Here is a 22,928-nt window from a genome sequence, read left to right on the forward strand (position 1 = left end):
CTCCGGGAACGCAACCTGCGGCCGTTCCTGGATGTGTCGCATTACGTGGGCCACCGTCATCAAGGGCAGCACCGTTATTCCGGGAGCACGGACCCCCAGCTCGGATATCGTGCCGGTCGAGGATCACCTGGGGGGCAGATGCAGGCATCGCGACACGAGCTGACGGACCGGATCGTGGCAGCCGTATCCGCCAAGGACGCCGACACGGTCAAGGCTCTGCTCGAAGAAGGCGCCGACCCGGACACCCGGGGTCCCGACGGTCTCCCGTTGCTCTGCGCCGCTGTGGCCGGGTTCGACCACGAGACCGCCGAAGTCCTGACGGCCGCCGGCGCCGACCCCGACCGCGAGCTGCAGGACGGCACGACCCCGCTCCTGCGCGCCGTCGACCTCGGCTCGGACGCGCTGGTCGACGCCGTGATCGGCAACGATCCTCAGCAGCGGCTGGCCGAGGGCGCCCGGAAACGGCTGCTCGAACTCGCGCGGTACTGGTTCGAGACGGGCGAGGAGGAGGAACTGCGCCGACGAACGGGCGCAGTGGGCCCGGCCGTCCGCCGCCCCGTCGACGACGACCGGTACACGCGCGTCGAGGAGGTCTCGCTCGGAGGGCTCACCGTCCGGGCAGGCCACGCCGCCATCCTCACCTCGCTCGAAGGGCGGTTCGGCATCCTGCCGCCGGTGGCGGAGCTGGTGGCACGTGCCGTCCCGTACTGGATCCCGGACGAGACCCATGTCAACTGGTCGACGGCCGGATACGTCCTCGCCCAGCGGCTGAGCCCGCAGGACTGGTCGGACCTGAAGGCCCTGCAGCACCATCCCGACACCGTCCACCGCAGGCTCCTGGCCGACGTGGTGTGGAGCCGGAACGCCATGACGTGGACGCATCAACTTCAAGCCACCGCGCAGGAGGCCGAGCTCCTCGCCGCGTGGGCTGTCGACGAACCGGACCCCATGGTGCTCGCCCGGGTCCTGGAGGTCTACGCCGACGTGGAGCACGCCGACCAGGAGCTGATCGGTCTCGGATACGCCGACCATCCTGACCCGCGCGTACGCAGCCAGGTCTCCGGCCTGATTCTGCGAGGAGATCCGCCCACCGAGACTGCCGCCACCACCCTGCTCGCCCTGTCACGCGACCCCGACCCCGGCGTTCGGCGTTCCACCGTCACGGACTTGGCCGCCCACTCCACTCCCGGGTTCCGAGAAGCTCTGCTGACCCTCCTCCGGGATTCCGACTGCGACGTCCGGGCTGAGGCGGCCATCAGGCTGGGCGCCACGGAGGACCGGACGGCTGCCGTCACGGACGCCCTCGTTTCCCTGTTGGACGAGGCCGACCAGCTCCTCTGTCTGGAGATCGTGTACGCCCTTGCCCGCCGCGACGATCCCCGCACCGAGCAGGCCTGGAGACACGTCGGCGAGCTCCCCCCGGCCTTCGGCAGGATCGGCCCGCAGCAAGAGGACCACCGCATTCTCGCCTACTGGAGTTACCAGTGGCGCAACCGCCCGACCGAATCCGACAGTCCAACCGCCTGAGAACCCCGGTACTACACCGGGTCGGCAGTCCACGGCCACGTGGCGTGGCGGCCGGCCTCGATGAGACCGACCATCCGGAACGCGGCGTCCGTGAGCCCGCCGAAGGTGTGCCGGTGGGGGCCTGCGGAAATGTGGGCGGGCTGGTACCCCGCCAAGTTCCAGGTGTACACGGGGATCCCGGACGGTACCGGTTCGGCCGGCCGGCCGGGGCCGTGGTGCGCGGCCTGCTCGTCGGTGACGATCAGTACGCGGTCGTGCTCCCGGTAGTGGGCGAGCAGCGCCGCCGTGGTCCGGGTGCCCCCGAGACTGTGGAACCGTTTCAGCACCTCGAGTACCGGTTCCTCCTTCGCGTACGGCACCGGAGCGCTGGACCAGCCGAACTCGACCAGGTCGGCCTGCTGGGCGCGCATCGCCAAAGCGGTCCCGAACACGGCCGCCGCATCCGCGCGGTTGAGCGTGGACCGCTCGGAGACGGTGTCCCAGAACATGGAATCGGACCGGTCCACCAGGATCAGCGTCCGGCCGGGAAGGGCCGGTACGTTGGCCAGGGAGTGGCTCAGTGCCCGTTCAAGCGGTTCTGCCCAGCGCGGCGACGGCGCGTGCCGGTGTGCGGCCAGGTACCGGAAGGGGAACTGCCGGGACCGGGCGACCTCGGCGGCATCCGAGATGCGTGTCGCGACCCGGGCCGCCGCCTCGTCCGAGACCCCCGCTCCGTCGAAGTTCCGCAGGTTCCGCAGGAGTGCCATCGGGCCCATCGAAGGAATCACGGCCTCCCAGACAGCGGCGTCCAACGGCCCTTGGAGCCAGCCCGCCAGGGCCTCCCAGGTCATGCCCGCCGCAGCCAGCCTCTCGGCGCCGTCCGGCCCGGTCACCACGGCCCGCCGCTCGTCCGGCGGCAGCTCCATCAGGGCCCGGTGCGCGGTCAGCAGCCGATCGGTGGCCGGCACGGATGCCTGATCCGGGTGGTGACGGCGGTCCAGGGCGTGCCGGAAGAGGGCACCCTGCCAGGGCTTGCCCGGGTCGGGGCCCGCGTGCACCAGGTTGAGCACATCCCCGAAGCGGAAGGCCTTGGAGGCGGTGTCGTACTTCAGCAGGGACCGAGAGGAGTACAGCCGACGCACGGCGTCGGCGATGCCCCGCTTCACGGGCTGCGGCACGTTCCGCCCGTACCGCGAAGTCCAGTGAGCGAGCAATTCTCCGGGCTCGTCGGCGCGTTGGAGCACCGAGTCGATCACAGACCTGTTGGACGGCCCGCCGGTCGCCCCGGCCCCGAGGCGAGCCCGCACATACGCGGCGGCGCCCACCAAGGACGCGGTGCGCATGTTGCCCTCGCTGCGCAGCCAGCGCAGCAGACCTGCCGTCCATACGGGGTCCTCGACGGCGAGTCGACCCACGAGGCGGGCGTAGCGGTCGTCGCGCTCCTGGCCGCTCTCGTAGAAGGTCTGCTGGGAGACGAAGTTGCCGACGGCCAGGAGGAAGAGCTCCTCCCGGGGCTCCCGGACGAAGCCCGGCCCGCCTTCGTGGGTGCGCATGGCCTGCCCGGCGCGCCAGTGATGGACTGCGGGTGCGTGCGCGGTGCGGGCGGCGGCCGCCGAGACATGCGGGGCCACGAGCATCTCGGACCAGATCTTGGAAACGCGCTGGGTGTAGCGAGGCAGTGAATCCCCCCGGATCCGAAGAGCGGACGGCCCGGCCGAGAAGGCTGACGGGCGAGGTCGGCCGCGCCACCCGAGATCAAAAGGGGCGGCGGCGTCACTTGGTTGTCAGAAGGAAGTAGCCGCCGCCGGGCGCATCGGGGGCGCGGCCGCGATGACACTCAAGCAGGCCGACTGCCCTCACACCAGCGAATAAACGGCGCGAGGATCCGCCCCGCCCTCCTCCGGACCGGCGCTCTACGGCCGTCCCGCCGGACCGGGTGGGGAGGGGACCGCGCGCATGCCCGTGCGGGCCCGGTGGACGAGGTCTTCGGCGGTCAGCGTGGCGAGGGCTGCGCGTGACTGCGCCAACAGGTGCTCGGCGGCTGCCAGCACGTCGTTGTCACCCAGCGGGCGGGCGGGCAGATCGGTCTCGGCGAGCAGCGCTGCCAGGGCGGCCCGCAGATGGGCGCCGCCCGCCTCGCGGACGGTGAACGACAGGTGCGCGCACACCCCGGAGTCCGCGGCGACCGCGCTGTGTGCCTGCCCGCGCGGGACGTAGAGCACCTGCCCCGGTTCCAGTCGTGTGGTGAACTCCGGACGGCCGGGGAGGTCGACGGCACCGGGACCCCACCGGCCGTCGCCCGGGGCGTCGTAGAGGTGCCACGTCTTGGTACCGGCGGTCTGGACGACGAACACATCGGCGTCGTCGCGGTGTACCGGCCTGCCCGGGGTCCCGGGCGGGAGCTACGCATCGCCCTCACCGACGGGGTGAAGGACACCGGCAGCTGGCGGACCCGCCCCGCGGAGGACTTCGACCTCTCCGCCCGCCAGGAAGGTGGCTTCCTCGTCTACCGGTGGACCCTCAAACCCGGCAGGACCGTCCCGTCCGGCGAGCACGTCTTCGCCGGCCAGTACGACCACGCTGCCGGCGGACGCGATGCCAAGGACGACAGGTACCGGATCGACGCCGCTGCCGGCGCCACGCAGAGCGCAGCCGCGGTGTGGGGCGGGTTCGCGTAGTACCCGTCCACGCCCGGCCGTTCCCGGACGACGCCGAGCGTCGGAGGGGGAGGCGGGGCCAGGGTCACCGGGCCTTGCTCCACCCGGCCGTGCTGGAGAACGAGTCGAGCAGGTCCACCACGAAGACCAGGGTCGAGCCTGCCGGGATCAACGGCGAGGGCGACTGATTTCCGTAGCCGAGGCGTGGGGGAACGATGATCTCGCGCCGACCGCCGACCTTCATCCCTCTCACCCCCCGGTCCCAGCCCTTGATGACCTTCCCGCTGCCCAGGGCGAACTTGAACGGCTCGCCCCGGTCCCAGGAGGCATCGAATTCCTTCCCGGACTCGAAGGTCACCCCGACATAGTGGACCCTGACCACCATGCCCGGCTTCACCTCGGCCCCGTCCCCGACGACCAGGTCCCGGATGGTCAGCTCGGTAGGAGCATCGCCCTCCGGAACGTCCACCTCGGGCTTCGTCAGTTCGCTCATTGCAGCCTCGTCACTCTCCGTCGAACGCCCCTGCACGGACCAGCCGGACACATGGGCACTGCATGCAGTCAGGGGCCAAGTTACCGAGAATGCCGATCCCCGGAGCACACGGAATCCCAGCGCCGGTGTCATGGCTGCTCGCCCGGGACACCCCCGGCTGCCCCGGGAGCCCCTGGAAGGACCATCTAAGATGTCGGCCGCGCGTTGATGTCACATGCGGTTGACGTCACGCCGGGTCGTGCCTCACGTGCAGTCTTGCGTCCGTGAGCCGTCCGACCGGATACGTCCGGGCAGCTGTTCCTACGGGGGAGAACTTCGGTGTTCGGAATCATCAGACCATGCCGTCATCGCCTGGGCGAGGGCTTGCGTACCGAGTGGATGGCGCATCTGTGCGGGCTGTGCCTGGCTTTGCGCAGCGAGTACGGGCAGTTCGCGAGGGTGGCCACCAACTACGACGGCCTGATCGTCTCGGTGCTGACCGAAGCGCAGTCGGAGCGTACCGGGGACTGGCGGCGGGGTGCCGGTCCGTGCCCGCTGCGCGGGATGCGGTCGGCGGACGTGGTGCAGGGTGAGGGTGCGCGGCTGGCGGCGACGGTGTCGCTGGTGCTGGCCGCAGCGAAGATGCGTGACCATGTGGCGGATGGCGACGGCCTGGTGGGGCGCCGCCCGGTGGCGCTGGCCGCACGCCGGATCGCCCACAATTGGGACCGTGCGGGTGTTGCAGGGGGCGAACGGCTCGGCTTCGACACCGCGCTGCTGCTCGCGGCGGTCGAGCGACAGCCGGACGTCGAGCGGTCGACCGGCCCCGGTGGCTCGCTGCTGACGGTCACGGAGCCCGCGGAGACGGCGACCGCAGCCGCCTTCGCGTACACCGCAGTGCTCACAGACCGCCCGGGCAACGCCGAACCGCTGGCGGAAGCCGGCCGTCTGTTCGGTCGGCTGGCGCATCTGCTGGACGCGGTGGAGGACCTGGACGCGGACGAGGCGTCCGGCGCGTGGAATCCGATCGCCGTGACCGGCGCGGACCGTGCCGAGGTGCGCCGGCTCTGCGACGACGCCGTGCATGGAATCCGGCTCGCCCTGTCCGAAGTCGTGTTCGTCGACCGGCGACTGGTGCAGGTGCTTCTGGGCGCCGAGTTGGAGCGTGCCGTCGACCGAGTCTTCGACCCTCGGCATCGTCACCATCAGCCCCGCGGCCACGTGCGGGGCCTGCGCATGCTGCCCTGGCTGGGACGCCGTGCGGAGGCGGAAGCGCCCCCGGTGACCGGCACGGGCCCCGCCTGCGGCGTAGGGGAGCTCGCGGGCGCGGCCCCGGAGGGCGGGGTGATGGCGTCGGGCCGGCCGTCGGAGGGACAGTGCCGGCGATGTCGCGAGTGGCGCCGGTTGTGCGTCGATTGCAGGTTGTGCTCCACATGCTGCCGTTGCAACGACGACGCCGGCCAGGACGACGGAGAGCCCTTTCAGTTCGGCGACGGCAACCGCAACGCGGGCTCGAACCGGGATGGTTCCGGCAGGGACGGTTCCGGGAGTGACGGCTGGTTCGGCGGCCAGGGCGGCGGCAGCTCGGGTGGCTCCTCCGGCGGTTCGGGCGGCGGTCATGAGTCCGGTGGCCCCGGTGGCCCCGGTGGCCCCGGTGGTTCCGGCGGAGGCTCGGGTGACGGCTGCGGCGGCGGTGGCTGCTGCAATCCGTGCAAGTGCTGCTGCGACTGCTGCGACTGAACGACGGATGAGCGTGGTTCCCCGCCCGGCGGGGAACCAGGTGCCGAACTTCTCGTCGCTGTGCGTCGACGACGGCGCACGCCCCCGGCCGTACCGCCTGCAGCCGTGCGCCTCGGTCCCGATGAAGCCTTCAGCGGTTGGTGGTGACCAGTCCGGGCAGGGCAGAAGACGCCGGGAAGGAGGAGCCGCCATTCGTCCTGGAGCTCGGCGCCGGCCTCTGCTGCAGAAGCCATGTCTTGGCCGTTCCGGATCGGACAAATGGTTTGAGTCCGGGCGGCGGCACCGGCAGGATCGGGGAAGACCGATGAGTTCTTCACGCCGCCGCGGTCTGTCAGTGTGACCTGCCACGTACGGAGGACGCTCACATGACGGAAGGCACCATGCCCGCACCACACGCCACGCCCACCCTCTCGCCCGCCCGCGTCACCGCCGTGCTGCGGATTCTCGTGCTGTCCACGTTCGTCGTCCTCCTCAACGAGACGATCATGGTCAACGCGATCCCGCGGCTCATGCGCGATTTCGAGGTCACCGCAGCCGCCGCCGGGTGGCTGTCCACGGCCTTCATGCTCACCATGGCCGTCGTCATCCCGGTGACGGGGTGGTTCCTCCAACGCGTGACGACCCGAACCGCCTTCGGCCTCGCCATGGCACTGTTCCTCGCCGGCACGGCTCTGGCCGCGGCCGCGCCCGCCTTCCCCGTACTGCTGGCAGCCCGCGTCATCCAGGCCAGCGGCACCGCCGTCATGATGCCCCTGCTCATGACGACGCTGATGACCCTCGTGCCCCCGCACGACCGCGGCCGGGTCATGGGCAACATCACCCTCGTCATCTCCGTCGCACCTGCCTTCGGCCCCGCCGTCTCGGGTGTGCTGCTGCAGCTGGGGTCATGGCGCCTGCTGTTCCTGGCCGTGCTTCCCATCGCCGGAGCCATGGCCGTGTTCGGTCGGCGCAAGCTGGTGAACATCGGCGAGCCGCAGGCCGCCCCCCTCGACTGGATGTCCGTCCCCCTGGCGGCAGCGGGCTTCGGCGCCCTGGTCTACGGCCTGAGCGGGCTCGGTGCCGAGAACGCGGCCCAGGCCCCCGTGCCCCCGGAGGCCATCACCCTGACCGGAGCCGTTCTCGTAGGGCTGTTCGTATGGCGGCAATTGGCACTCCAGCGCTCCTCCACGCCGCTGCTGGACCTGCGTACCCTGACGTTTCGTCACTTCTCCGTGGCACTCGGCCTGATGTGCCTGTCGTTCATGGCCCTCATGGGTACGTTCATCCTGCTGCCGATCTACCTGCAGGAGGTGTGCGGCCTGACCTCACTGCAGACCGGGCTGCTCCTCATCCCCGGCGGCCTGACCATGGGCCTGCTCGGACCGCAGGTCGGCAAGCTCTACGACCGGTTCGGCGCCCCACGCCTGGTCGTACCCGGAGCCGTACTCACAGCGCTCTGCCTCGCGCTGTTCGCCCTCACGGGCGAACACACCTCGCCGTGGCTGGTGCTCACCCTTCACGTGGCCCTGAGCACGGGCATGGCGTTCGTCTTCACCCCCGTCTTCACCTGCGGTCTGTCCGTACTGCCGCCGCACCTCTACCCCCACGGCTCCGCCATCCTGGGCTCGCTGCAACAGGTCGCGGCCGCCGCCGGCACCGCCCTGGTCATCAGTGTCATGTCGGGACACGCCGCCACGGCAGCAGCCGAGGGCGCCGACCCCACCGGCGCACTCGCCACGGGCATCCGGTGGGGCTTCGGCATCGGCGCCGTGCTCGGCGCCCTGGCCGTGCTGGTCGCGTTGCTGATCCGCACCCCGCCCGCTCCGCAACAGCGTGCCGCGTCGGAGGCCCAGGACGAAGACGGCACCACGACGAACAAGACCGCCCGCACCTCCATCTGACACCCTGATGATCGGCCCGGTGCTCGCCGCACCGAAGGGGGCTCGGTTCGACTGCGGCCGGTTCCTCCGGCCGACCCGAGCCCGGAGCCCAGACCCTGTCTACGGTGCTGCCGTCTCCCCAGGACCGGCCGGCAGCCGCGCGCCATCAGGAGGAGGGGGCGGCGCAAGTGGGGCGGGACCCGCCGGGCCTGCCGCAGCAGCCAGCCTCACCGTCCGCCGACGAGCCCGCCCGCGCACACCGGGCCGAAGAACTGCCGCGGAACGCGGAACGGACCGGGGCGCCCCATACGTTGAGCAGGGCGGGGCCGCGCCGTGCGCACCCGACGAGCACCGAAGGGATGGGGGGACGCGTGCCGCAACAGAGCCGCTCCGCGCGCCTGGCCGCGTCCGCACTGACCCTCGTCGTCACCGTCCTCGCGCTGTTCGTCCCGGTGGCCGGGGCGCAGGGCATGCCCATGCCCGCCGACAGGCCGCTCGCCCACCACACGGTGGCGGGGCACGCCGGACAAGGTGCAGAACCGGACGACGTCCCGGCGCGGCATGTCGCGGTCACGCACCGACCTGACGCCCACATCCCGGGCCCGCAGCCTGCGGGCCCCGCGCGTACGGCCGTCGACACGGCCCCGCGCCGCGCCCTGGGCGGGCCCGACACGGGCCCCGCCACCGCACTCGCGCCGCCGCGCAGGCCGGCCGAGTCCGCCGCCCCGCGCGGCCCGCCCCACCGATGAGCACGCTGACCGTCATCGACGCCTGACCCTTCTGACCCGGCGCACACCGCGCGGGGCCGGTCACGCGTCCCTCCGTCCTGCCCTCATCGTGGAGTACGCATGTCTCGCGCACCCTTGTCCCGCCCACCCTTGTGGAGGGCGATCGTCGCGCTGGCAGCCGTCGCGCTGTCCCTCTACATCGCCCTCACCCAATCCGCCCGCCTCGGCCTCGATCTGCGCGGCGGTACCCAGATCGTCCTGGAGACCCGGGACTCATCCACCGTCAAGGCCGACGCCGCATCCACCGACCGCGCTCTGGAGGTCCTCAGGCAGCGCGTCGACGCCCTCGGCGTCTCCGAACCCGGCATCGCCCGCTCCGGCGAGAAACGGATCATCGTCGAACTGCCCGGAGTGCAGGACCCACGCAAGGCCGCCGAGGTCATCGGCCGCACCGCACAGCTCACGGTCCACCCGGTGACGGGGGCGACGGCCGACCAGGGCTCGGCGCAGCCCGAGGCCGACGGATCGCGCACCCTGCCCGACCCGGACCGGCCGGGCAACCACCTGAAGCTGGGCCCCACCGCCCTCACCGGCGAGGGGGTCGAGGACGCCGAGGCGGTCCTGGACCAGCAGTCGCTCAGCGGCTGGACGGTCTCCCTCGACTTCCGCAAGGGCGCGGGCGACACCTGGGCGAAGATCACCTCGGACGCGGCCTGCGCGCCTCAGGGCGCTCCGGAACGGCGCGTCGTCATCACCCTCGACAACAAGATCATCTCGGCGCCCGGCGTCACCGCGGACGTGGTGTGCGGGACCGGTATCACCGGCGGCTCCACGCAGATCAGCGGCGGCTTCGGCCGGGCCGAGGCGCGGGAGCTGGCGGCGCTCGTGAAGGGCGGCGCGCTGCCGGTGCCCCTCGACGTCGTGGAGCAGCGCACGGTCGGCCCGACGCTCGGCGCCGACGCAATCGAGGCCAGCACCAGGGCCGCGCTCATCGGCATCGCCCTGACCGCACTGTTCATCACCGTCGTCTACCGGCTCCTTGGCGCGCTCGCCGCCTTGGCCCTCGCGCTGTACGGCCTCATCTCGTACGCCGCTCTGGTGGTGCTCGGCGCGACGCTCACGCTGCCGGGGCTCGCCGGGTTCGTCCTGGCGATCGGCATGGCGGTGGACGCGAACGTCCTGGTCTTCGAACGGGCCAGGGAGGAGTACCAGGGCGTCCGTTCCAAGGACTTGGCGAAGCCGGTGAAGACCGGCTTCGCGAAGGCGTGGAGCGCGGTGATCGACTCGAACGTGACGACGCTGCTCGCCGCGGGATTGCTGTTCTTCTTCGCCACGGGCCCGGTCAAGGGCTTCGGGGTCACCCTGTGCATCGGCGTCCTGGCATCGATGCTCACGGCGCTCGTGATCACCCGCGCGCTCGCGGACTTCGCCGTCGCCCGCAGCTTCGTACGCAAGCGCCCCGGTCTGACGGGCATCGCCTCGACGGGCCGGGTCCGCACATGGCTGTCCCGCCGCAACCCGAACCTGGTCCGCCACCGTCGCCGCTGGCTCGGCGCGAGCGCACTCCTGGTGGCGGTGGCCGTCGCAGGAATCCTCATCCGCGGTCTGGACTTCGGCGTGGAGTTCACCGGCGGCCGCCTCGTCGAGTACAGCACCAGCAGGTCCGTCGACGCGGACACGGCCCGGAACGCCGTGTCCGACGCGGGGTTCCCGCGCGCGGTGGTGCAGGAGTCCGGCGACGGCGACATCACCGTACGCACGGAGAAGCTCACCGACGCCGAACAGCAGCGCGTCAAGGCGGCCTTGGAGGAGCCCGGCGGAACCGTCACGGTGGAGCGTGACGAACAGATCGGCCCGAGCCTCGGCAGCGAACTGCGCCACAAGGCGCTCCTGGCCCTGGGCATCGCGGTGGCCGCCCAGCTGATCTACCTCAGCGTGCGGTTCCGCTGGACCCTGGCGGCAGCGGCAGTCTCTGCGATGGTCCACGACGTCCTCCTCGTGGTGGGCCTGTTCGCCTGGCTGGGCAGGCCGGTGGACAGCGTCTTCCTGGCGGCGCTGCTCACGGTGATCGGCTACTCCGTGAACGACACGGTGGTCGTCTTCGACCGCGTCCGCGAAGCGCGCCGCCGAGACCCCCGAGGCGACCTGGAGGAAACGGCCAACCACGCGGTGGTCCAGACACTCCCGCGCACGGTGAACACGGGTATGGGAGCCCTGTTCATCCTGACCGCACTGGCGGTACTGGGCGGCGACTCGCTGGCGGACTTCTCCGTGGCGCTGATCGCGGGCGTCCTGGTCGGCATCGCCTCGACCATCTTCACCGCGGTCCCGATCGCGATCGCCCTGGAACACCGCAACCCGACACCCCCACCGGCACGGGACCGTCGCGCCGCGAAGGAAGTCCCTGACGGGCACAGCCCGTTGGAGGCGCGGAGCAAGAAGGAGAGGGGGACGGGGGCGGTCGTCTGAGCCCGCGAGGACGGTCCTGAGGCCGAGGGCAGCCTCCATCACACGCCGACCGGGCCTCCATGGAGCTCCACATGGGGTACCACCGTGCCTCGCCTCAGGCGCCTTCTCGTGGGCCTGGAAGAAGCCGAGCTTCTTCGGGGAGCAGCTGACCGGCATGTTCTTGGTCTGCTGATCACCGGCCAGTACGCCGCTGCCGAAGTGACCACAGGCGCACCCGGCACCGTCGACCACACCATCGACACCGGCCTCTACATCAACCGACTCTGACCAGGAGAAGAGCAAGGGGCGGTGGGCACCCGGCCGGGACGGGAGCCGGCACCCTGCCGGGGTGCCGGCCTCCACCGCCCTCTTCTCCCGCCTGAACGCCTCCGAGCTCCATTGCCCTCGCCCCGTGAGTTACGGCCGGGACCTGGTCCGGCGGCGGGTCGAAAACGGCTCTTGGAGGGCAACTGCCCTTCCAGGAGCGCAACGTGAGGATCTAGAAGCTCACCGGAAGGCCTTTCGTCTTTTGGCCGTACAGCAGTTGCGCCCACGCTGAGCAGCAATAACGACAGTTGGCACTGCTCTTTGGCGGGGCCTGGTCCGGAACGGGCGACGCCCGTCGCGCTGGGGCAGACGCCTCTGCGGGCAGCGCGCTGCCGTCGGGAGCCAGGTGCTGGACCGGCATGTCGTGGGAGGCGCGTGCGAGCAGTTGCTCGGCGACGAGGTGGGGTACGAAGCGCGTGCCCACGCCCGCAGAGCGCGTTCCAGAGCCTGGGCCGTCCCGCTGAGCCGTGCCACCACGCGGGTCAGAGGGTTGTCGCCCGCCTCGCCCCCGGGACGGGGGCCTGGTCCGTGACTGGTCCGGGAGGCGCGACTGAGTGGCTCCTTTCCATACTGAGTGTGATGGTCTGTGTCGATGGGCGACGTTTCGGAATTGCCTCCGGGAGGACAATTTCCCTTACAGGAACTCGACTTGGCGCTCTAGAAGAAGCCCAACTTCTTGGGGGAGTAGCTGCAGAGAATGTTCTTCGAGTGCTGGTGGTACACGCGCCGCATCGCTCCTGACCAGGCAAAATGAAGGTATCTGCCTTCGGCGGGCCGGTGCTGGCCCGCAACTGGCCCGGATCTTGGTCGTGGGGGAGTGAGGTCGCCCTGTTGTTCCGGGCCAGGGCCCCAAAGGATGGGCGTCGATGGAGGGCCTCAGAGCTTGGGGTGCGCCGACGACGCGCTTGCGAGCAGCGGCAGGTCGATGCCAGCCCAGCGCTGGCGGTGGTGGCGAACGTACCGGGAGTCGATGAAGTGCCACCGGTGGAGCTCGATCCTTTTCCCGGGCTGGCCCGTCACGGTGTCGACGATCGTGAGGTCGTCGGTCAGGACACGTGCCCCCGCGTCGAAGAGGATGTGGCAGGTCGGGCAGAGGCGCAGCAGGTTCTCGACGATGTCGGGTCCGTTGTCCTCTCTGGCCCGGATGTGGGCCGCTTCGCTGTAGCGATGGCGTGGTGAGGGCAGGACCAGAACCTCGGCGCGCATCTGGCAACGTTCCTGGTGCCAGCGCCTGAGCTTGCGTACAGCACCGCACCAGAGCCTGGCGGCAGTTGCGAGCCCGCGAGGCCATGCACGATGCGGGCCCCGCTCGATAGCAGTCCCCACCCTTGGCCGCGGTTCGAGTGCCGTGAGTGCGGTGGGGCCTGGTACTGCGGTGACACACCTTTCGGCCCGCGCAAGCGGTCGGACAGCCGGTACTGCTCGCCGAGGTGCAGGGTGAGGGCGTGGCGCCGCCGGTCACGTTCAGGGGCCGTCGCAATGTGACGCCTGCCCTGCTGCCGGAAGGCGCGATACGAGATGGGGCCGTATCTGGTGCCGTGCCTGTGCCCGATCGGAAGGGGAAGCACGCGCCCGGCGTGGCCGGCACGTCGCTGCTAGCTCGGCGAGCTGGCCCTCGGGCGAGGTGGGTGAAGGTATGCACGGCCTCGCCGGAGAGTGTCAGGCAGAACGGTTCCTCGAGCGGCCCATGCTTACGAACCCGGTAGTTGGCGGGCCGTCAAGGTTGCTGCGATGAGCGGGTGGTCACTGAGCTCAACCCCTGCTCGGCCCTGCTCGTGGCTGGCACCGCGCAGGTAATCGACGATGGTGTAGTACGCCAGCCCGACATTTCTGTTATGCGCGTTGTCGATGACCGTCTCCGGAATTCCCCATTCACGCATCGCCCGACGGGTGTCTCCCAGGCGCGCGTGCAGGGCGCCCACAGACAGCGGGCTATGGACCAGAGCCGCCGCGAGTTCCTCACTGGGCTGGCTCAGCAGTCGGTCCAAGCGAGATGACTCTGTCAGATCCATCCCACCCGACATGACCACCTCAGCGGCGGGGAGCCCCGTCCAGTTGAATCCGTACGGACTTTCGCCGAAGTCTGCCGCCTTCTCCGTGGCCACCATCAGGCTGCGCGTCAGCGCTTCGAGACCCACTCGCTCCGAGTCGATCCGCTTGCGGAAGCTCTGGTCACGTCGGCCTATAGCGCTCTCATGCTTGCGGATCCGGTCGTCGCCCAGGAGCAAGTCGATGAGGCTGCTGGCCCGATCCCGCGCGGGCAGATGGGTTCGGCCGCGCCGGATCATCAGGGCGTCCTCCAGTGACTGAACTGCCAGCATCGCGATGACCGATGCCACCAGAGCGTAGAACTCCCCGGCGTCGTCCAACCATTGCTCCCGCACGTACCGGTCGGGAGTAATGGATGTCTTTACATCACTGGCATAGGCGAGGGCTCCGGCCTGGAGTGCCAAGAGGTCGGCTTGGGTCTCCTGCTCTGGTGAATGCGCGCATTCGGTCTGGTGGCCGAGGACGTGGTGTGCCATCTCGTGGCCGAGGAAGAAGCGGATTGCCGGCATCAGATGGAGGTCGCTGAAGTCCTGGTGCGAGAGGGAGTCCCGATCACGGACGTCGCGCCGGGTGGCGACCGCGGTAGCCATGCCGTGTGCCCGCCTGTTGATGTGGTGGTGGCGCAGCAGCACCGCCAGGCGTGCGGGATCACCCCCCATGGTGCCCTTCATCTGGGCAATGATCATTCTGAGCCCGAGTTTCACAAACGACGTGGTATTGGAGATGTCGAACGTTGCTTGTCCGAGCTGTCGGCAGTAGATGCTGCAGAGGGTAAACAGCGAGTCGGACAGCACCACGAGGCCGGTGTTGTCGGACTTGGGCTCGTAGTGGGCTGAAACCTCATGGCTCCGTGTAGGAAAGACCACCAACTGAGGGAGGCGGTCTGCTTTTCCCAGTGCCGTGAAGGCGACGGTGAGTTCAGCTGCTGCTTTGCCGACCACCAGCGGTAGAGAGCGGCCGAAGAGCTCGGGGAACGCTTGCCGCCACCTTCGGCCGTTGCTCCCCGCCCCTTCAGCCGCGTTCCTGTTCAGGTCCTCGACATAGTCTTCGTCGCCGACAGGGAGATAGCCACGCGTGGCGGCTTGCGCCATGGATTCACCCGTCATGCTGGGAGGTGTACCCGCTGCACAACGTACCGACGCCGATCCGAGCGGCCAAGACGGCGATCAGTGCGGTGTTGGCTGGGTTGCCTCCGAAGTCGCCCAGGATCTCGAAGAGCAGGTGGGCGTCGATCGCCCGGTCCGAGACGCTGGTGCCAGCCACTCCCTTGAGGCGCTCGTGTCCGCAGATCCTGGTGCGCAGAGCTCCCAGCTGACCGTTAAACCATTCCCGGCCGAACCGACGTGGGCGATCGGGATCGCTGGGCGCGGCGCCAATGGTTTCGCCGAGCAGTGAAGAGCCCAGGAGCGCATACAGTTCACTGTCGGTCTTCTGCAGGAACTCGTCGACCAGCACGTACTCTCCCCCGTCCCAAGGCCCCGAAGCCTTGTGGAGTCAGTCTCCCAGCCGATGCCGGCGGATGGCCAGATGCAGGAAATCGAACAGAATTCGGGTGGCTTCCTGTATCGCGACTGACTGTTGTTCCAGCCGACGGAAACCCGGCCGCGTCGTCGACGATCTGACGTTCGGCGTCGACGCCGAGCCGCCGCACGTGTGGCAAAGCCAGCCCTGCCCGCCTTGGCTAGAGCCTGCTCCAGCGGGCAGTACACCCATCGCAAGCCCGGTCCAGGCGAAGTCGCCCCTGGCAGAGTGGCCTCGCTTGCCCACGGCGCGGGGTGGGAGGCGACCGGGGGAGTGGGCGGGTGCTGGCCCTGGAGCGATGGGCGTGACGGCCGGAACGGTCTGTTGGCCAGGGCATGGATGGATGCTCGTGTAGCGGTGAAGACTTTCCGCATGCCTGAGGATCCGGACGAGCTCGTGGATGCGATCGCCGTCGCCGTGCGGGCGGCCCACCCACCACAAACAACCAGCAGCAGACTTAGCCGTGAGATTTCTGGCGCATCACACTAGTGATCTGGTTTTGAGGTCTGGGCTCGCCCCATGAGGTGTGTTCTGTTTCAGATCTTGGGTTCTGCCTGACGGGGCCCGGATCGGTCCGGTGTCCTGGTGGGATGGGCGATAACAGGCTCCCGCCAGTGGTGCTGTCGGAGGCTGAACGACTGACGCTGGAGAGCTGGGCCAAGCGGCGTTCAACGGCGCAGGGTCTGGCCCAGCGCGCGCGGATCGTGTTGGCGTGCGCGCGTGGGTGGAACAACACGATGGTCGCTGCGCGGCTGGACACGGAGCGCAAGACGGTGGCCAGATGGCGGACCCGGTTCCTGCGGGACCGGCTGGAGGGCCTGGCAGACGAACCGCGGCCCGGGGTGCCGAGGACCATCACCGACGCCCAGGTGGAAGAGGTGGTGGTCCGCACCCTTGAGGAGACACCTGCGGGTGGGACGCACTGGTCGAAGCGGGAGCTGGCCAAGGTCGTGGGGATCTCGCCTGCGAGTGTGCTGAGGATCTGGCATGCGTTCGGTCTGCAGCCATGGCGGACCGAGACGTTCAAGATCTCCCCGGACCCCTTCCTGATCGACAAGGTCCGTGACGTCGTGGGCCTCTACCTGGTGCCGCCGGCGAACGCCGTCGTGTTCGCGGTGGATGAGAAACCGCAGATCGTGTGCCACGAACGCTGAAGGAGGCGTTGATGTAACTGCTTCTGGAAGCGGTGCTGTGCAGGAGATGGAGGTAGGTCCTCCGGAGTCGCCCTGCAGGGGGAGGCTCCAAACCACCGCAGGCTGCGTCGGTTAAGTGCCGGTCGTGGTGAGCGCTGCGGAAAAGGCGCGGCAGTGATCGCGTCAGGTATGGGTCAGGAAGGCGAGCGTGAGCGAACCGCTGATGACGTGTCGTAACTTTCTTCAATGGCGTCGAAACCGGGGCATGATCTGGGCTCCGGGACAAGTCCGGGGGGAGCCTGCCGACTGCCCGGACGGCGTCCGGCATGGAGGCGGCGCGAGCCTGACCCGGGCTCTTGCACGGAACGTGGGAACCTGTCGCCCCGATACTGTCGCCGCCCGATCGGGGCGGCGGCGAGAGGGAGCGCTCCAAGCGGACAAAACCGCGAGGGGCCGAGTACCGAAGCGGGGCACGGGGGCGGACCGTCTCGTAGTAGCGACGAGGCCCGGTAATGCGGGCGGAGCGAAGGGGACGGATCGTCCGGGTCTGCTTGGTGGCCAACCGGAGTGCCCGGGATGAACCAGACGAGCGGATCGAAGTCGTTTCAGATCTCGAAACACCTAGTGTTCGAGGCGTACTTGAGGGTCACGGCCAACAAGGGCGCGGCGGGCGTCGACGGCGAGTCGATCGAGCAGTTCGAGGCGGACCTGAAGGGCAACCTCTACAAGCTGTGGAATCGCATGTCGTCGGGCTGCTACTTCCCGCCGCCGGTCAAGATGGTGGAGATCGACAAGCCGGGAGGACGCGGGGTCAGGATCCTCGGCGTGCCCACGGTCGCGGACAGAATCGCACAGACGGTGGTGGCCATGGTGCTGGAGCCACTGGTGGAGCCTGTGTTCCACCCGGACTCCTACGGCTACCGGCCCCGCCGCAGTGCGCTGGACGCGGTCGCAGCATGCCGGGAGAGGTGCTGGAAGACAGACTGGGTGATCGATATGGACATCCGGGGCTTCTTCGACAACCTCGATCATGATCTCGTCCTCAAGGCGGTCGCGCACCACACCGACCAGCGGTGGGTCTGGCTGTATGTGGAGCGGTGGCTCAAGGCCCCGCTCCAGCGGCCGGACGGCAGCCTGCAAGCCCGGGACCGCGGCAGCCCGCAGGGCTCGGCGGTCTCACCCGTGTTGTCCAACCTGTTCATGCACTACGCGTTCGACGCCTGGATGGCCCGGGAGTACCCCGGCATCCAGTTCGAGCGGTACTGCGACGACGTGGTGGTCCACTGCCGCAACGAGGTTCAGGCACATCAGGTGCGTGGGGCCATCGCCGGGCGGCTGGCCGAGTGCGGGGGTCTGGAGTTGCATCCCCAGAAGACCCGCATTGTGTATTGCCGGGACAGGAACAGGCGTGGCTCGGCCGAGCACACCTCGTTCACGTTCCTGGGGTACGGGTTTCGTGTGCGGAAACTCCGAACGAAGCGCGGAGACTTCTTCTTCGGCTTCAACCCGGCTGTCAGCGACGAGGCCGCTAAGCAGATCCGGGTGCAGGTCCGCCGGTGGCGGCTGCACTTGCGCAGTGACACGACCCTGGAGGAGCTCGCCCGGGAGATCAACCCGGTCGTGCGGGGCTGGATCAACTACTTCGGACGGTTTCACCCGTCGGCGTTGCTCTCCACCCTCAACCGCATCAACGACTATCTGGTGCGGTGGCTCGTCCGCAAGTACAAGCGGTTCAAACGGAAGCGAGCACGGGCGCGAGAGGCCCTGAACCGTCACGCCAGACGGTTCCCAGGGCTCTTCGCTCACTGGAAGTTCGTCAAGCCGTGACCGGGAATGACTGGACGATGGGAGCCGTGTAAGCCGAGAGGTTTACGCACGGTTCTGAGAGCGGCGGCGGGTGAAACTCCCGCCGCCGACTCACCCAGGCCCTGGAGCGGACCACGCCGGTGCTGCCGATGCTGCCCGGGGTGCCCGAGCGGCGGAGTTTCGACTACGTCCGCCACGGCACCGTCGACCTGTTCGCCGCGTTGAACACCGCGACCGGCAAGGTGATCACGAAACTGTCCGCGCAGCACCGGGCCGTGGACTTCCGGGACTTCCTCGACGAGATCGACCGCCAGACCGACAAGGGCCTGGCGGTCCACGTGATCTGCGACAACCTCTCCGCCCACAAAGCACCGGTCGTGCGCAAGTGGCTGCTGGCGCATCCCCGGTTCCAGCTCCACTTCACTCCCACGTATTCGTCGTGGATCAACCAGGTCGAGCGGTGGTTCGCCGAGCTGGAACGACGCTGCCTCGAACGCGGTGTGTTCTGCTCACTCGACGACCTCAAAGCCGCGCTCGAAGACTGGATCAAGGTCTGGAACGATGAGGCCCGGCCCTTCAAATGGACCAAGACCGCCGACCAGATCCTCGACCGCATCTGCCGCTACTGCGACAGGATCTCCAAACCAGGACACTAGGGCCTGTATTGAGTTGTGATCGGTTTGTCGGATCTGCCTTCGCTGTGAGGCGGATCCGGTAGTCCGGTACACATGACGTGTGAGCAACTGACTGACGACGAGTGGGGGTTCGTCGAGCCGTATCTGCCGGTTGGTGAATACGGCCCGTATCCAGAGCGGCTGCGGCAGCAGTTCGAGGGTGTGATCTGGAAGTTCCGTACGGGAGCGCAGTGGCGGGAGATGCCGGACCGGTTCGGCGCCTGGTCCACCGTGCACAACAGGTTCAGGCAGTGGCGGGACGCCGGAGTTTTCGAGGCACTGCTGGAGGGGCTGATGGCCGAGGCGGCCGGGCGGGACAGGGTGGGACATGTCGCTGGTAAGTGTGGACTCCACGACGGTCCGTGCCCATCACGACGCGGCCGGCATGCGCCTGGAGGAGGACGTTTTGGACGCTCTGGAAAAGGCCGCCATCGAGGCGGAGGCGGCCCGGCAAAAGGGGGCGGCGCGGCGGAACAAGACGGACACGGCGACGTCGGTGATCCCGGCCGGGCCGCACGGCGGCGCGTCCGGCGACGGCGCAAGCTCCGCTTGAAAGCAGCTCTGCTCGGGCGCTCACGAGGCGGACAGACCAGCAAGATCTACCTGGCTGCCGACCGTAGGTGCCGGCCCCTGGCCGTGATCCTGACCGCAGGGCAGGTCGCGGACAGCCCGCAGGTCATCCCCGTGCTCAAGAAGGTACGGGTCCGCGGGCCCGTTGGCCGTCCCCGCACCCGGCCCGGCGCAGTCGCCGGGGACAAGGCCTACTCGTCGCGCGGCAACCGCGCCTACCTGCGCAAACGCCACATCAAGGCAGTCATCCCGGAGAAGAAGGACCAGGCCGCCAACCGGGTGGAATCGACGCAGCGCGGAGGTTGCGGACTGATCCCGAATCTGGCCCGTGTATGGCCCGGGACAGCTGGTCAGGGGTGGGATACGGGTGGGAGGAACTGGGAGGAGCAGTACATTTCCAGCGCTGCCGTGGACGGTGCGCTCTAGGGATCGAAGAAGGCGCCTGCCGGGCAAAAGCCCAGGTCAGGCGCCTTCTTTTATGGGCTTAGAAGAAGCCCAGCTTCTTCGGTGAGTAGGACACCAGGAGATTCTTCGTCTGCTGGTAGTGCTCCAGCATCATCTTGTGGGTCTCACGGCCGATGCCCGACTGCTTGTAGCCGCCGAAGGCGGCGTGGGCCGGGTAGGCGTGGTAGCAGTTCGTCCAGACCCGGCCCGCCTGGATCGCGCGGCCCGCGCGGTACGCGGTGTTGATGTCCCGGGTCCAGACGCCCGCCCCCAGGCCGTACGCCGTGTCGTTCGCGATCCGGACGGCGTCCTCGAAGTCCTGGAAGGAGGTCACGGACACCACCGGGCCGAAGATCTCCTCCTGGAAGATCCGCATCCGGTTGTCGCCCTCGAAGATGGTCGGCTGGACGTAGAAGCCGCCCGCGAGGTCGCCCTCCAGTTCCTGGCGCTCGCCGCCCGTGAGCACCTTCGCGCCCTCCCGCCGGCCGATCTCCACGTAAGCCAGGACCTTCTTCAGCTGCTCCTCGGAAGCCTGCGCCCCGATCATGGTGTCCGTGTCCAACGGGTGCCCCGGGACGATCAGTTCGGTGCGGGCCACGGCCGCGTCGAGGAAGTCCCCGTAGCGGCCCCGCTCGATCAGGGCGCGCGACGGGCTCGTGCACACCTCGCCCTGGTTGAGGGCGAACATCGTGAAGCCCTCCAGCGCCTTGTCGCGCAGGTCGTCGTCCGTGGCCCAGATGTCGTCGAAGAAGAGGTTCGGGCTCTTGCCGCCGAGTTCCAGGGTGACCGGCTTCAGGTGCTCGGCCGCGTACTGCATGATCAGTCGGCCGGTTGCGGTCTCCCCGGTGAAGGCGATCTTCGCCACCCGCGGGCTGGACGCGAGCGGCTTGCCCGCCTCCTCCCCGAAGCCGTTGACGATGTTGACCACGCCGGGCGGAAGCAGGTCCGCCACCAGGCTCAGCCAGTAGTGCACCGACACCGGGGTCTGCTCGGCGGGCTTCAGCACCACCGTGTTACCGGCCGCCAGCGCCGGGGCGAGCTTCCACACCGCCATCAGGATCGGGAAGTTCCAGGGGATGATCTGCCCGATCACGCCCAGCGGTTCGTGGAAGTGGTACGCGACGGTGTCGTCGTCGAGCTGGCTCAGTGTGCCCTCCTGCGCGCGCAGCGCCCCCGCGAAGTACCGGAACTGGTCGATGGCCAGAGGCAGATCGGCCGCCAGGGTCTCCCGTACCGGCTTGCCGTTCTCCCAGGTCTCCGCGACGGCGAGGGCCTCCAGGTTCTGCTCCATGCGGTCCGCGATGCGCAGCAGGACCGACGACCGCTCGGTGACCGAGGTACGCCCCCATGCGGGCGCCGCCGCGTGGGCCGCGTCCAGCGCCCGCTCCACGTCCTCGGCGGTGCCCCGCGCGACCTCCGTGAAGACCCGGCCGTCGACGGGCGAGGGGTTCTCGAAGTACCGGCCGCGGGCGGGCGGGGCGTACGCGCCGCCGATGAAGTGGTCGTAGCGGGGCGCGTACGACATGAGCGCCCCCTCGGTACCGGGCGCAGCGTATCGGGCCATGGAGTCCTCCCCTTGCCGGGCGCCGGCCGCCGTCGGACAGCGCTCGGGTGGAGGCTAGGAGCGGGCAGGTTGCGGATACGTTGCACGCCGCCGACTGCGGGGCTCCGGACGCGCGCCGAGTTCACGGTCCAGAGCGCGTACGCGGGCCAGCGCGGCCGGCCTGCGCTCCGGCGGCAGCGCCGCCGCCAGCGCCCGCCACGCCTCCGGGTCGTCCGCGCCCCACGGGCTGCACACCCACTCGGTCAGCAGTCCGGCATCGGCCCGCGCGATCACGGCCGCCCGCGCCTGGTCCTCGATCCGGCGCCGCAACCGGACGATGCCGGGCGCGGTGGAGGCCGGCAGCAGCGGGCCGGGGTAGCGGCGGAGGGCGGCGGACACGGCCCCGGTGGCCAACTGCCGGGTCAGGGCCGTGAAATCGGCGTCCAGCGGAGCGGCCGTGCGGTACGGGCGGGAGAGCGGCGCCGACGGTCCCAGCAGGGTGCGCAGCCGCGAGATCTCGGCGCGCAGCGTCACCGGTGACACCGACTCGTCCTCGTACAGGGCGACCGCCAGCTCCTCGCCCGAGAGCCCCTCGGCGTGGTGCGCGAGCAGCGCCATGATCTCGCTGTGCCGACGCCCCAGCCGGACCGTACGACCGGTGGTGACCAGCAGTGCCTCGTCCCGGCCGAGCGCGGCCAGGGTGTCCCCGGCGGTCGGCGGCTCGGGTGCGAGGAGCGCCAACCGGTCCTCCGCCGCCCGCGCCACCGCCTGCACGAAGGCGAGGGATTGGGGGTGTGCGAGGCCGTCGCCGCCGGTGAGGTCCACCGCACCCAGTACCCTGCCGGTCCGCGGATCCCGCACGGGAGCCGCCGCGCAGGTCCACGGGTGAACCCGGCGGCTGAAGTGCTCGGCCCCGAACACCTGCACCGGTTCGCCCGTCGCGACCGCGGTGCCGGGGGCGTTGGTGCCCATCGCCGTCTCCGCCCAGCGCGCACCCGGGACGAAGCCGAGGCCCTCGGCCCGCCGTAGGGTGCCCGGTTCGCCCTCCACCCACAGCAGGCTGCCCCGCGCGTCGCACACCGCCAGCAGGTGCGCCCCGTGCGCGGCGAACGCCCCGACCAGATCCCGGAACAGCGGCATCACCCGGGACAGCGGATGCTCCTCGCGGTACGAGCGCAGCTCCGCCTCCGCAAGCTCCACCCGGGGCGCGCACTCCGGGCTCAGCCGGGCCCGCGCGCACCGGCGCCAGGACCGCGCGATCACCGCCCGGACCGGGTCCTCGACCCGCCCGTCCCGGGTGAAAGCGGCATGGGCCCGCCGTAGTTCGCGCGTGCGCGCGGCCGGATCGGCCCCGCCCGGCAGCGCCACCGACGGATCGCCCATGTCACCCTCCCGTGGTGCCGCGGTACCGGAGCGTCCCCATCGTCGTCCCGGCACCGGGTCCCGGCAAG

18 protein-coding genes and 1 pseudogene are annotated in these 22,928 nt (G+C 69.7%); 11 read left to right on the plus strand and 8 right to left on the minus strand.

Features of this window, described 5'->3' with window-relative positions:
* The first annotated feature begins 138 nt into the window (after nt 1–138).
* Nucleotides 139–1,527: an ankyrin and HEAT repeat domain-containing protein gene (locus IE257_RS08535; protein ID WP_189966391.1), complete on the plus strand. Its 1,389-nt coding sequence runs from the start codon at nt 139–141 to the stop codon at nt 1,525–1,527.
* A gap of 11 nt (nt 1,528–1,538) precedes the next feature.
* On the opposite strand, the gene IE257_RS08540 is transcribed toward IE257_RS08535, so the two are convergent.
* On the minus strand, nt 1,539–3,143 hold the full coding sequence (locus IE257_RS08540; RefSeq protein ID WP_189966393.1) for a TROVE domain-containing protein: 1,605 nt from the start codon (nt 3,141–3,143) through the stop codon (nt 1,539–1,541).
* Nucleotides 3,144–3,419: 276 nt separating this feature from the next.
* Complete coding sequence (locus tag IE257_RS08545; protein ID WP_189967286.1) at nt 3,420–3,860, minus strand: JmjC domain-containing protein; 441 nt, start codon at nt 3,858–3,860, stop codon at nt 3,420–3,422.
* On the opposite strand from IE257_RS08545, the gene IE257_RS08550 reads away from it, so the two are divergent.
* Nucleotides 3,822–4,184 (plus strand): hypothetical protein, encoded by a 363-nt coding sequence (locus IE257_RS08550; protein WP_372453049.1) that lies wholly within the window; start codon nt 3,822–3,824, stop codon nt 4,182–4,184. The genes IE257_RS08545 and IE257_RS08550 overlap by 39 nt on opposite strands.
* A 64-nt stretch (nt 4,185–4,248) precedes the next feature.
* Here the strand turns inward: IE257_RS08550 and IE257_RS08555 are convergent, their stop codons facing one another.
* Nucleotides 4,249–4,656: an FKBP-type peptidyl-prolyl cis-trans isomerase gene (locus IE257_RS08555; RefSeq protein WP_189966395.1), complete on the minus strand. Its 408-nt coding sequence runs from the start codon at nt 4,654–4,656 to the stop codon at nt 4,249–4,251.
* A 318-nt stretch (nt 4,657–4,974) separates the two neighbouring features.
* On the opposite strand from IE257_RS08555, the gene IE257_RS08560 reads away from it, so the two are divergent.
* From IE257_RS08560 to IE257_RS08580, 5 genes are all read left to right on the plus strand, one after another.
* On the plus strand, nt 4,975–6,375 hold the full coding sequence (locus IE257_RS08560; RefSeq protein WP_189966397.1) for a DUF5685 family protein: 1,401 nt from the start codon (nt 4,975–4,977) through the stop codon (nt 6,373–6,375).
* A gap of 365 nt (nt 6,376–6,740) precedes the next feature.
* A complete protein-coding gene (locus IE257_RS08565) occupies nt 6,741–8,255 on the plus strand; it encodes a DHA2 family efflux MFS transporter permease subunit (RefSeq protein WP_229920215.1) in 1,515 nt (504 codons plus the stop codon).
* 350 nt (nt 8,256–8,605) lie between these two features.
* Nucleotides 8,606–8,983 (plus strand): hypothetical protein, encoded by a 378-nt coding sequence (locus IE257_RS08570; RefSeq protein WP_189966399.1) that lies wholly within the window; start codon nt 8,606–8,608, stop codon nt 8,981–8,983.
* A gap of 99 nt (nt 8,984–9,082) precedes the next feature.
* On the plus strand, nt 9,083–11,431 hold the full coding sequence (secD, locus tag IE257_RS08575; protein WP_189966400.1) for a protein translocase subunit SecD: 2,349 nt from the start codon (nt 9,083–9,085) through the stop codon (nt 11,429–11,431).
* A 108-nt stretch (nt 11,432–11,539) separates the two neighbouring features.
* Entirely contained in the window at nt 11,540–11,698 is a 159-nt protein-coding gene (locus IE257_RS08580) for a hypothetical protein (RefSeq protein WP_189966402.1), read from the plus strand.
* A 915-nt stretch (nt 11,699–12,613) separates the two neighbouring features.
* Here IE257_RS08580 and IE257_RS08585 read toward each other — a convergent pair.
* The 3 genes from IE257_RS08585 to IE257_RS08595 all read right to left on the minus strand — a co-directional run bounded on the left by IE257_RS08585 (nt 12,614) and on the right by IE257_RS08595 (nt 15,241).
* The gene (locus IE257_RS08585) at nt 12,614–12,943 is read right to left on the minus strand and encodes an HNH endonuclease (RefSeq protein WP_189966404.1); all 330 of its coding nucleotides are present in this window, start codon (nt 12,941–12,943) and stop codon (nt 12,614–12,616) included.
* 485 nt (nt 12,944–13,428) lie between these two features.
* Complete coding sequence (locus IE257_RS08590) at nt 13,429–14,892, minus strand: phage exclusion protein Lit family protein (RefSeq protein WP_189966406.1); 1,464 nt, start codon at nt 14,890–14,892, stop codon at nt 13,429–13,431.
* Nucleotides 14,882–15,241, minus strand: a complete 360-nt coding sequence (locus tag IE257_RS08595; RefSeq protein WP_189966408.1) for a hypothetical protein — start codon at nt 15,239–15,241, stop codon at nt 14,882–14,884. The genes IE257_RS08590 and IE257_RS08595 overlap by 11 nt, the downstream gene beginning before the upstream one ends.
* Nucleotides 15,242–15,921: 680 nt before the next feature.
* On the opposite strand from IE257_RS08595, the gene IE257_RS08600 reads away from it, so the two are divergent.
* The 4 genes and pseudogenes from IE257_RS08600 to IE257_RS08615 form a co-directional block, all read left to right on the plus strand.
* A complete protein-coding gene (locus IE257_RS08600) occupies nt 15,922–16,461 on the plus strand; it encodes an IS630 family transposase (protein WP_229920216.1) in 540 nt (179 codons plus the stop codon).
* Nucleotides 16,462–17,016: 555 nt separating this feature from the next.
* Nucleotides 17,017–18,267: a group II intron reverse transcriptase/maturase gene (gene ltrA / locus IE257_RS08605; protein WP_189966410.1), complete on the plus strand. Its 1,251-nt coding sequence runs from the start codon at nt 17,017–17,019 to the stop codon at nt 18,265–18,267.
* A gap of 101 nt (nt 18,268–18,368) precedes the next feature.
* A complete protein-coding gene (locus IE257_RS08610; RefSeq protein ID WP_268251393.1) occupies nt 18,369–18,902 on the plus strand; it encodes an IS630 family transposase in 534 nt (177 codons plus the stop codon).
* A gap of 72 nt (nt 18,903–18,974) precedes the next feature.
* Nucleotides 18,975–19,793 (plus strand): annotated as a pseudogene (locus IE257_RS08615) (transposase); the annotation flags it as partial.
* A 181-nt stretch (nt 19,794–19,974) separates the two neighbouring features.
* Here IE257_RS08615 and exaC read toward each other — a convergent pair.
* Nucleotides 19,975–21,498: an acetaldehyde dehydrogenase ExaC gene (gene exaC / locus IE257_RS08620; RefSeq protein WP_189966412.1), complete on the minus strand. Its 1,524-nt coding sequence runs from the start codon at nt 21,496–21,498 to the stop codon at nt 19,975–19,977.
* A gap of 54 nt (nt 21,499–21,552) precedes the next feature.
* Entirely contained in the window at nt 21,553–22,860 is a 1,308-nt protein-coding gene (locus IE257_RS08625; RefSeq protein WP_189966414.1) for a GAF domain-containing protein, read from the minus strand.
* Nucleotides 22,861–22,928 lie beyond the last annotated feature (68 nt).

The organism is Streptomyces avidinii (genome assembly GCF_014650695.1).
GTDB lineage: Bacteria > Actinomycetota > Actinomycetes > Streptomycetales > Streptomycetaceae > Streptomyces > Streptomyces avidinii.

Excerpts from the sequence above, each read along its gene's own strand:
- IE257_RS08625 (WP_189966414.1), bottom strand. The coding sequence starts at position 22,860 with ATGGGCGATCCGTCGGTGGCGCTGCCGGGCGGGGCCGATCCGGCCGCG.
- IE257_RS08590 (WP_189966406.1), bottom strand. The coding sequence starts at position 14,892 with ATGACGGGTGAATCCATGGCGCAAGCCGCCACGCGTGGCTATCTCCCT.
- secD (WP_189966400.1), top strand. The coding sequence starts at position 9,083 with ATGTCTCGCGCACCCTTGTCCCGCCCACCCTTGTGGAGGGCGATCGTC.
- IE257_RS08585 (WP_189966404.1), bottom strand. The coding sequence starts at position 12,943 with ATGCGCGCCGAGGTTCTGGTCCTGCCCTCACCACGCCATCGCTACAGC.
- IE257_RS08555 (WP_189966395.1), bottom strand. The coding sequence starts at position 4,656 with ATGAGCGAACTGACGAAGCCCGAGGTGGACGTTCCGGAGGGCGATGCT.
- exaC (WP_189966412.1), bottom strand. The coding sequence starts at position 21,498 with ATGGCCCGATACGCTGCGCCCGGTACCGAGGGGGCGCTCATGTCGTAC.
- IE257_RS08540 (WP_189966393.1), bottom strand. The coding sequence starts at position 3,143 with ATGCTCGTGGCCCCGCATGTCTCGGCGGCCGCCGCCCGCACCGCGCAC.
- IE257_RS08535 (WP_189966391.1), top strand. The coding sequence starts at position 139 with ATGCAGGCATCGCGACACGAGCTGACGGACCGGATCGTGGCAGCCGTA.
- IE257_RS08565 (WP_229920215.1), top strand. The coding sequence starts at position 6,741 with ATGACGGAAGGCACCATGCCCGCACCACACGCCACGCCCACCCTCTCG.
- ltrA (WP_189966410.1), top strand. The coding sequence starts at position 17,017 with ATGAACCAGACGAGCGGATCGAAGTCGTTTCAGATCTCGAAACACCTA.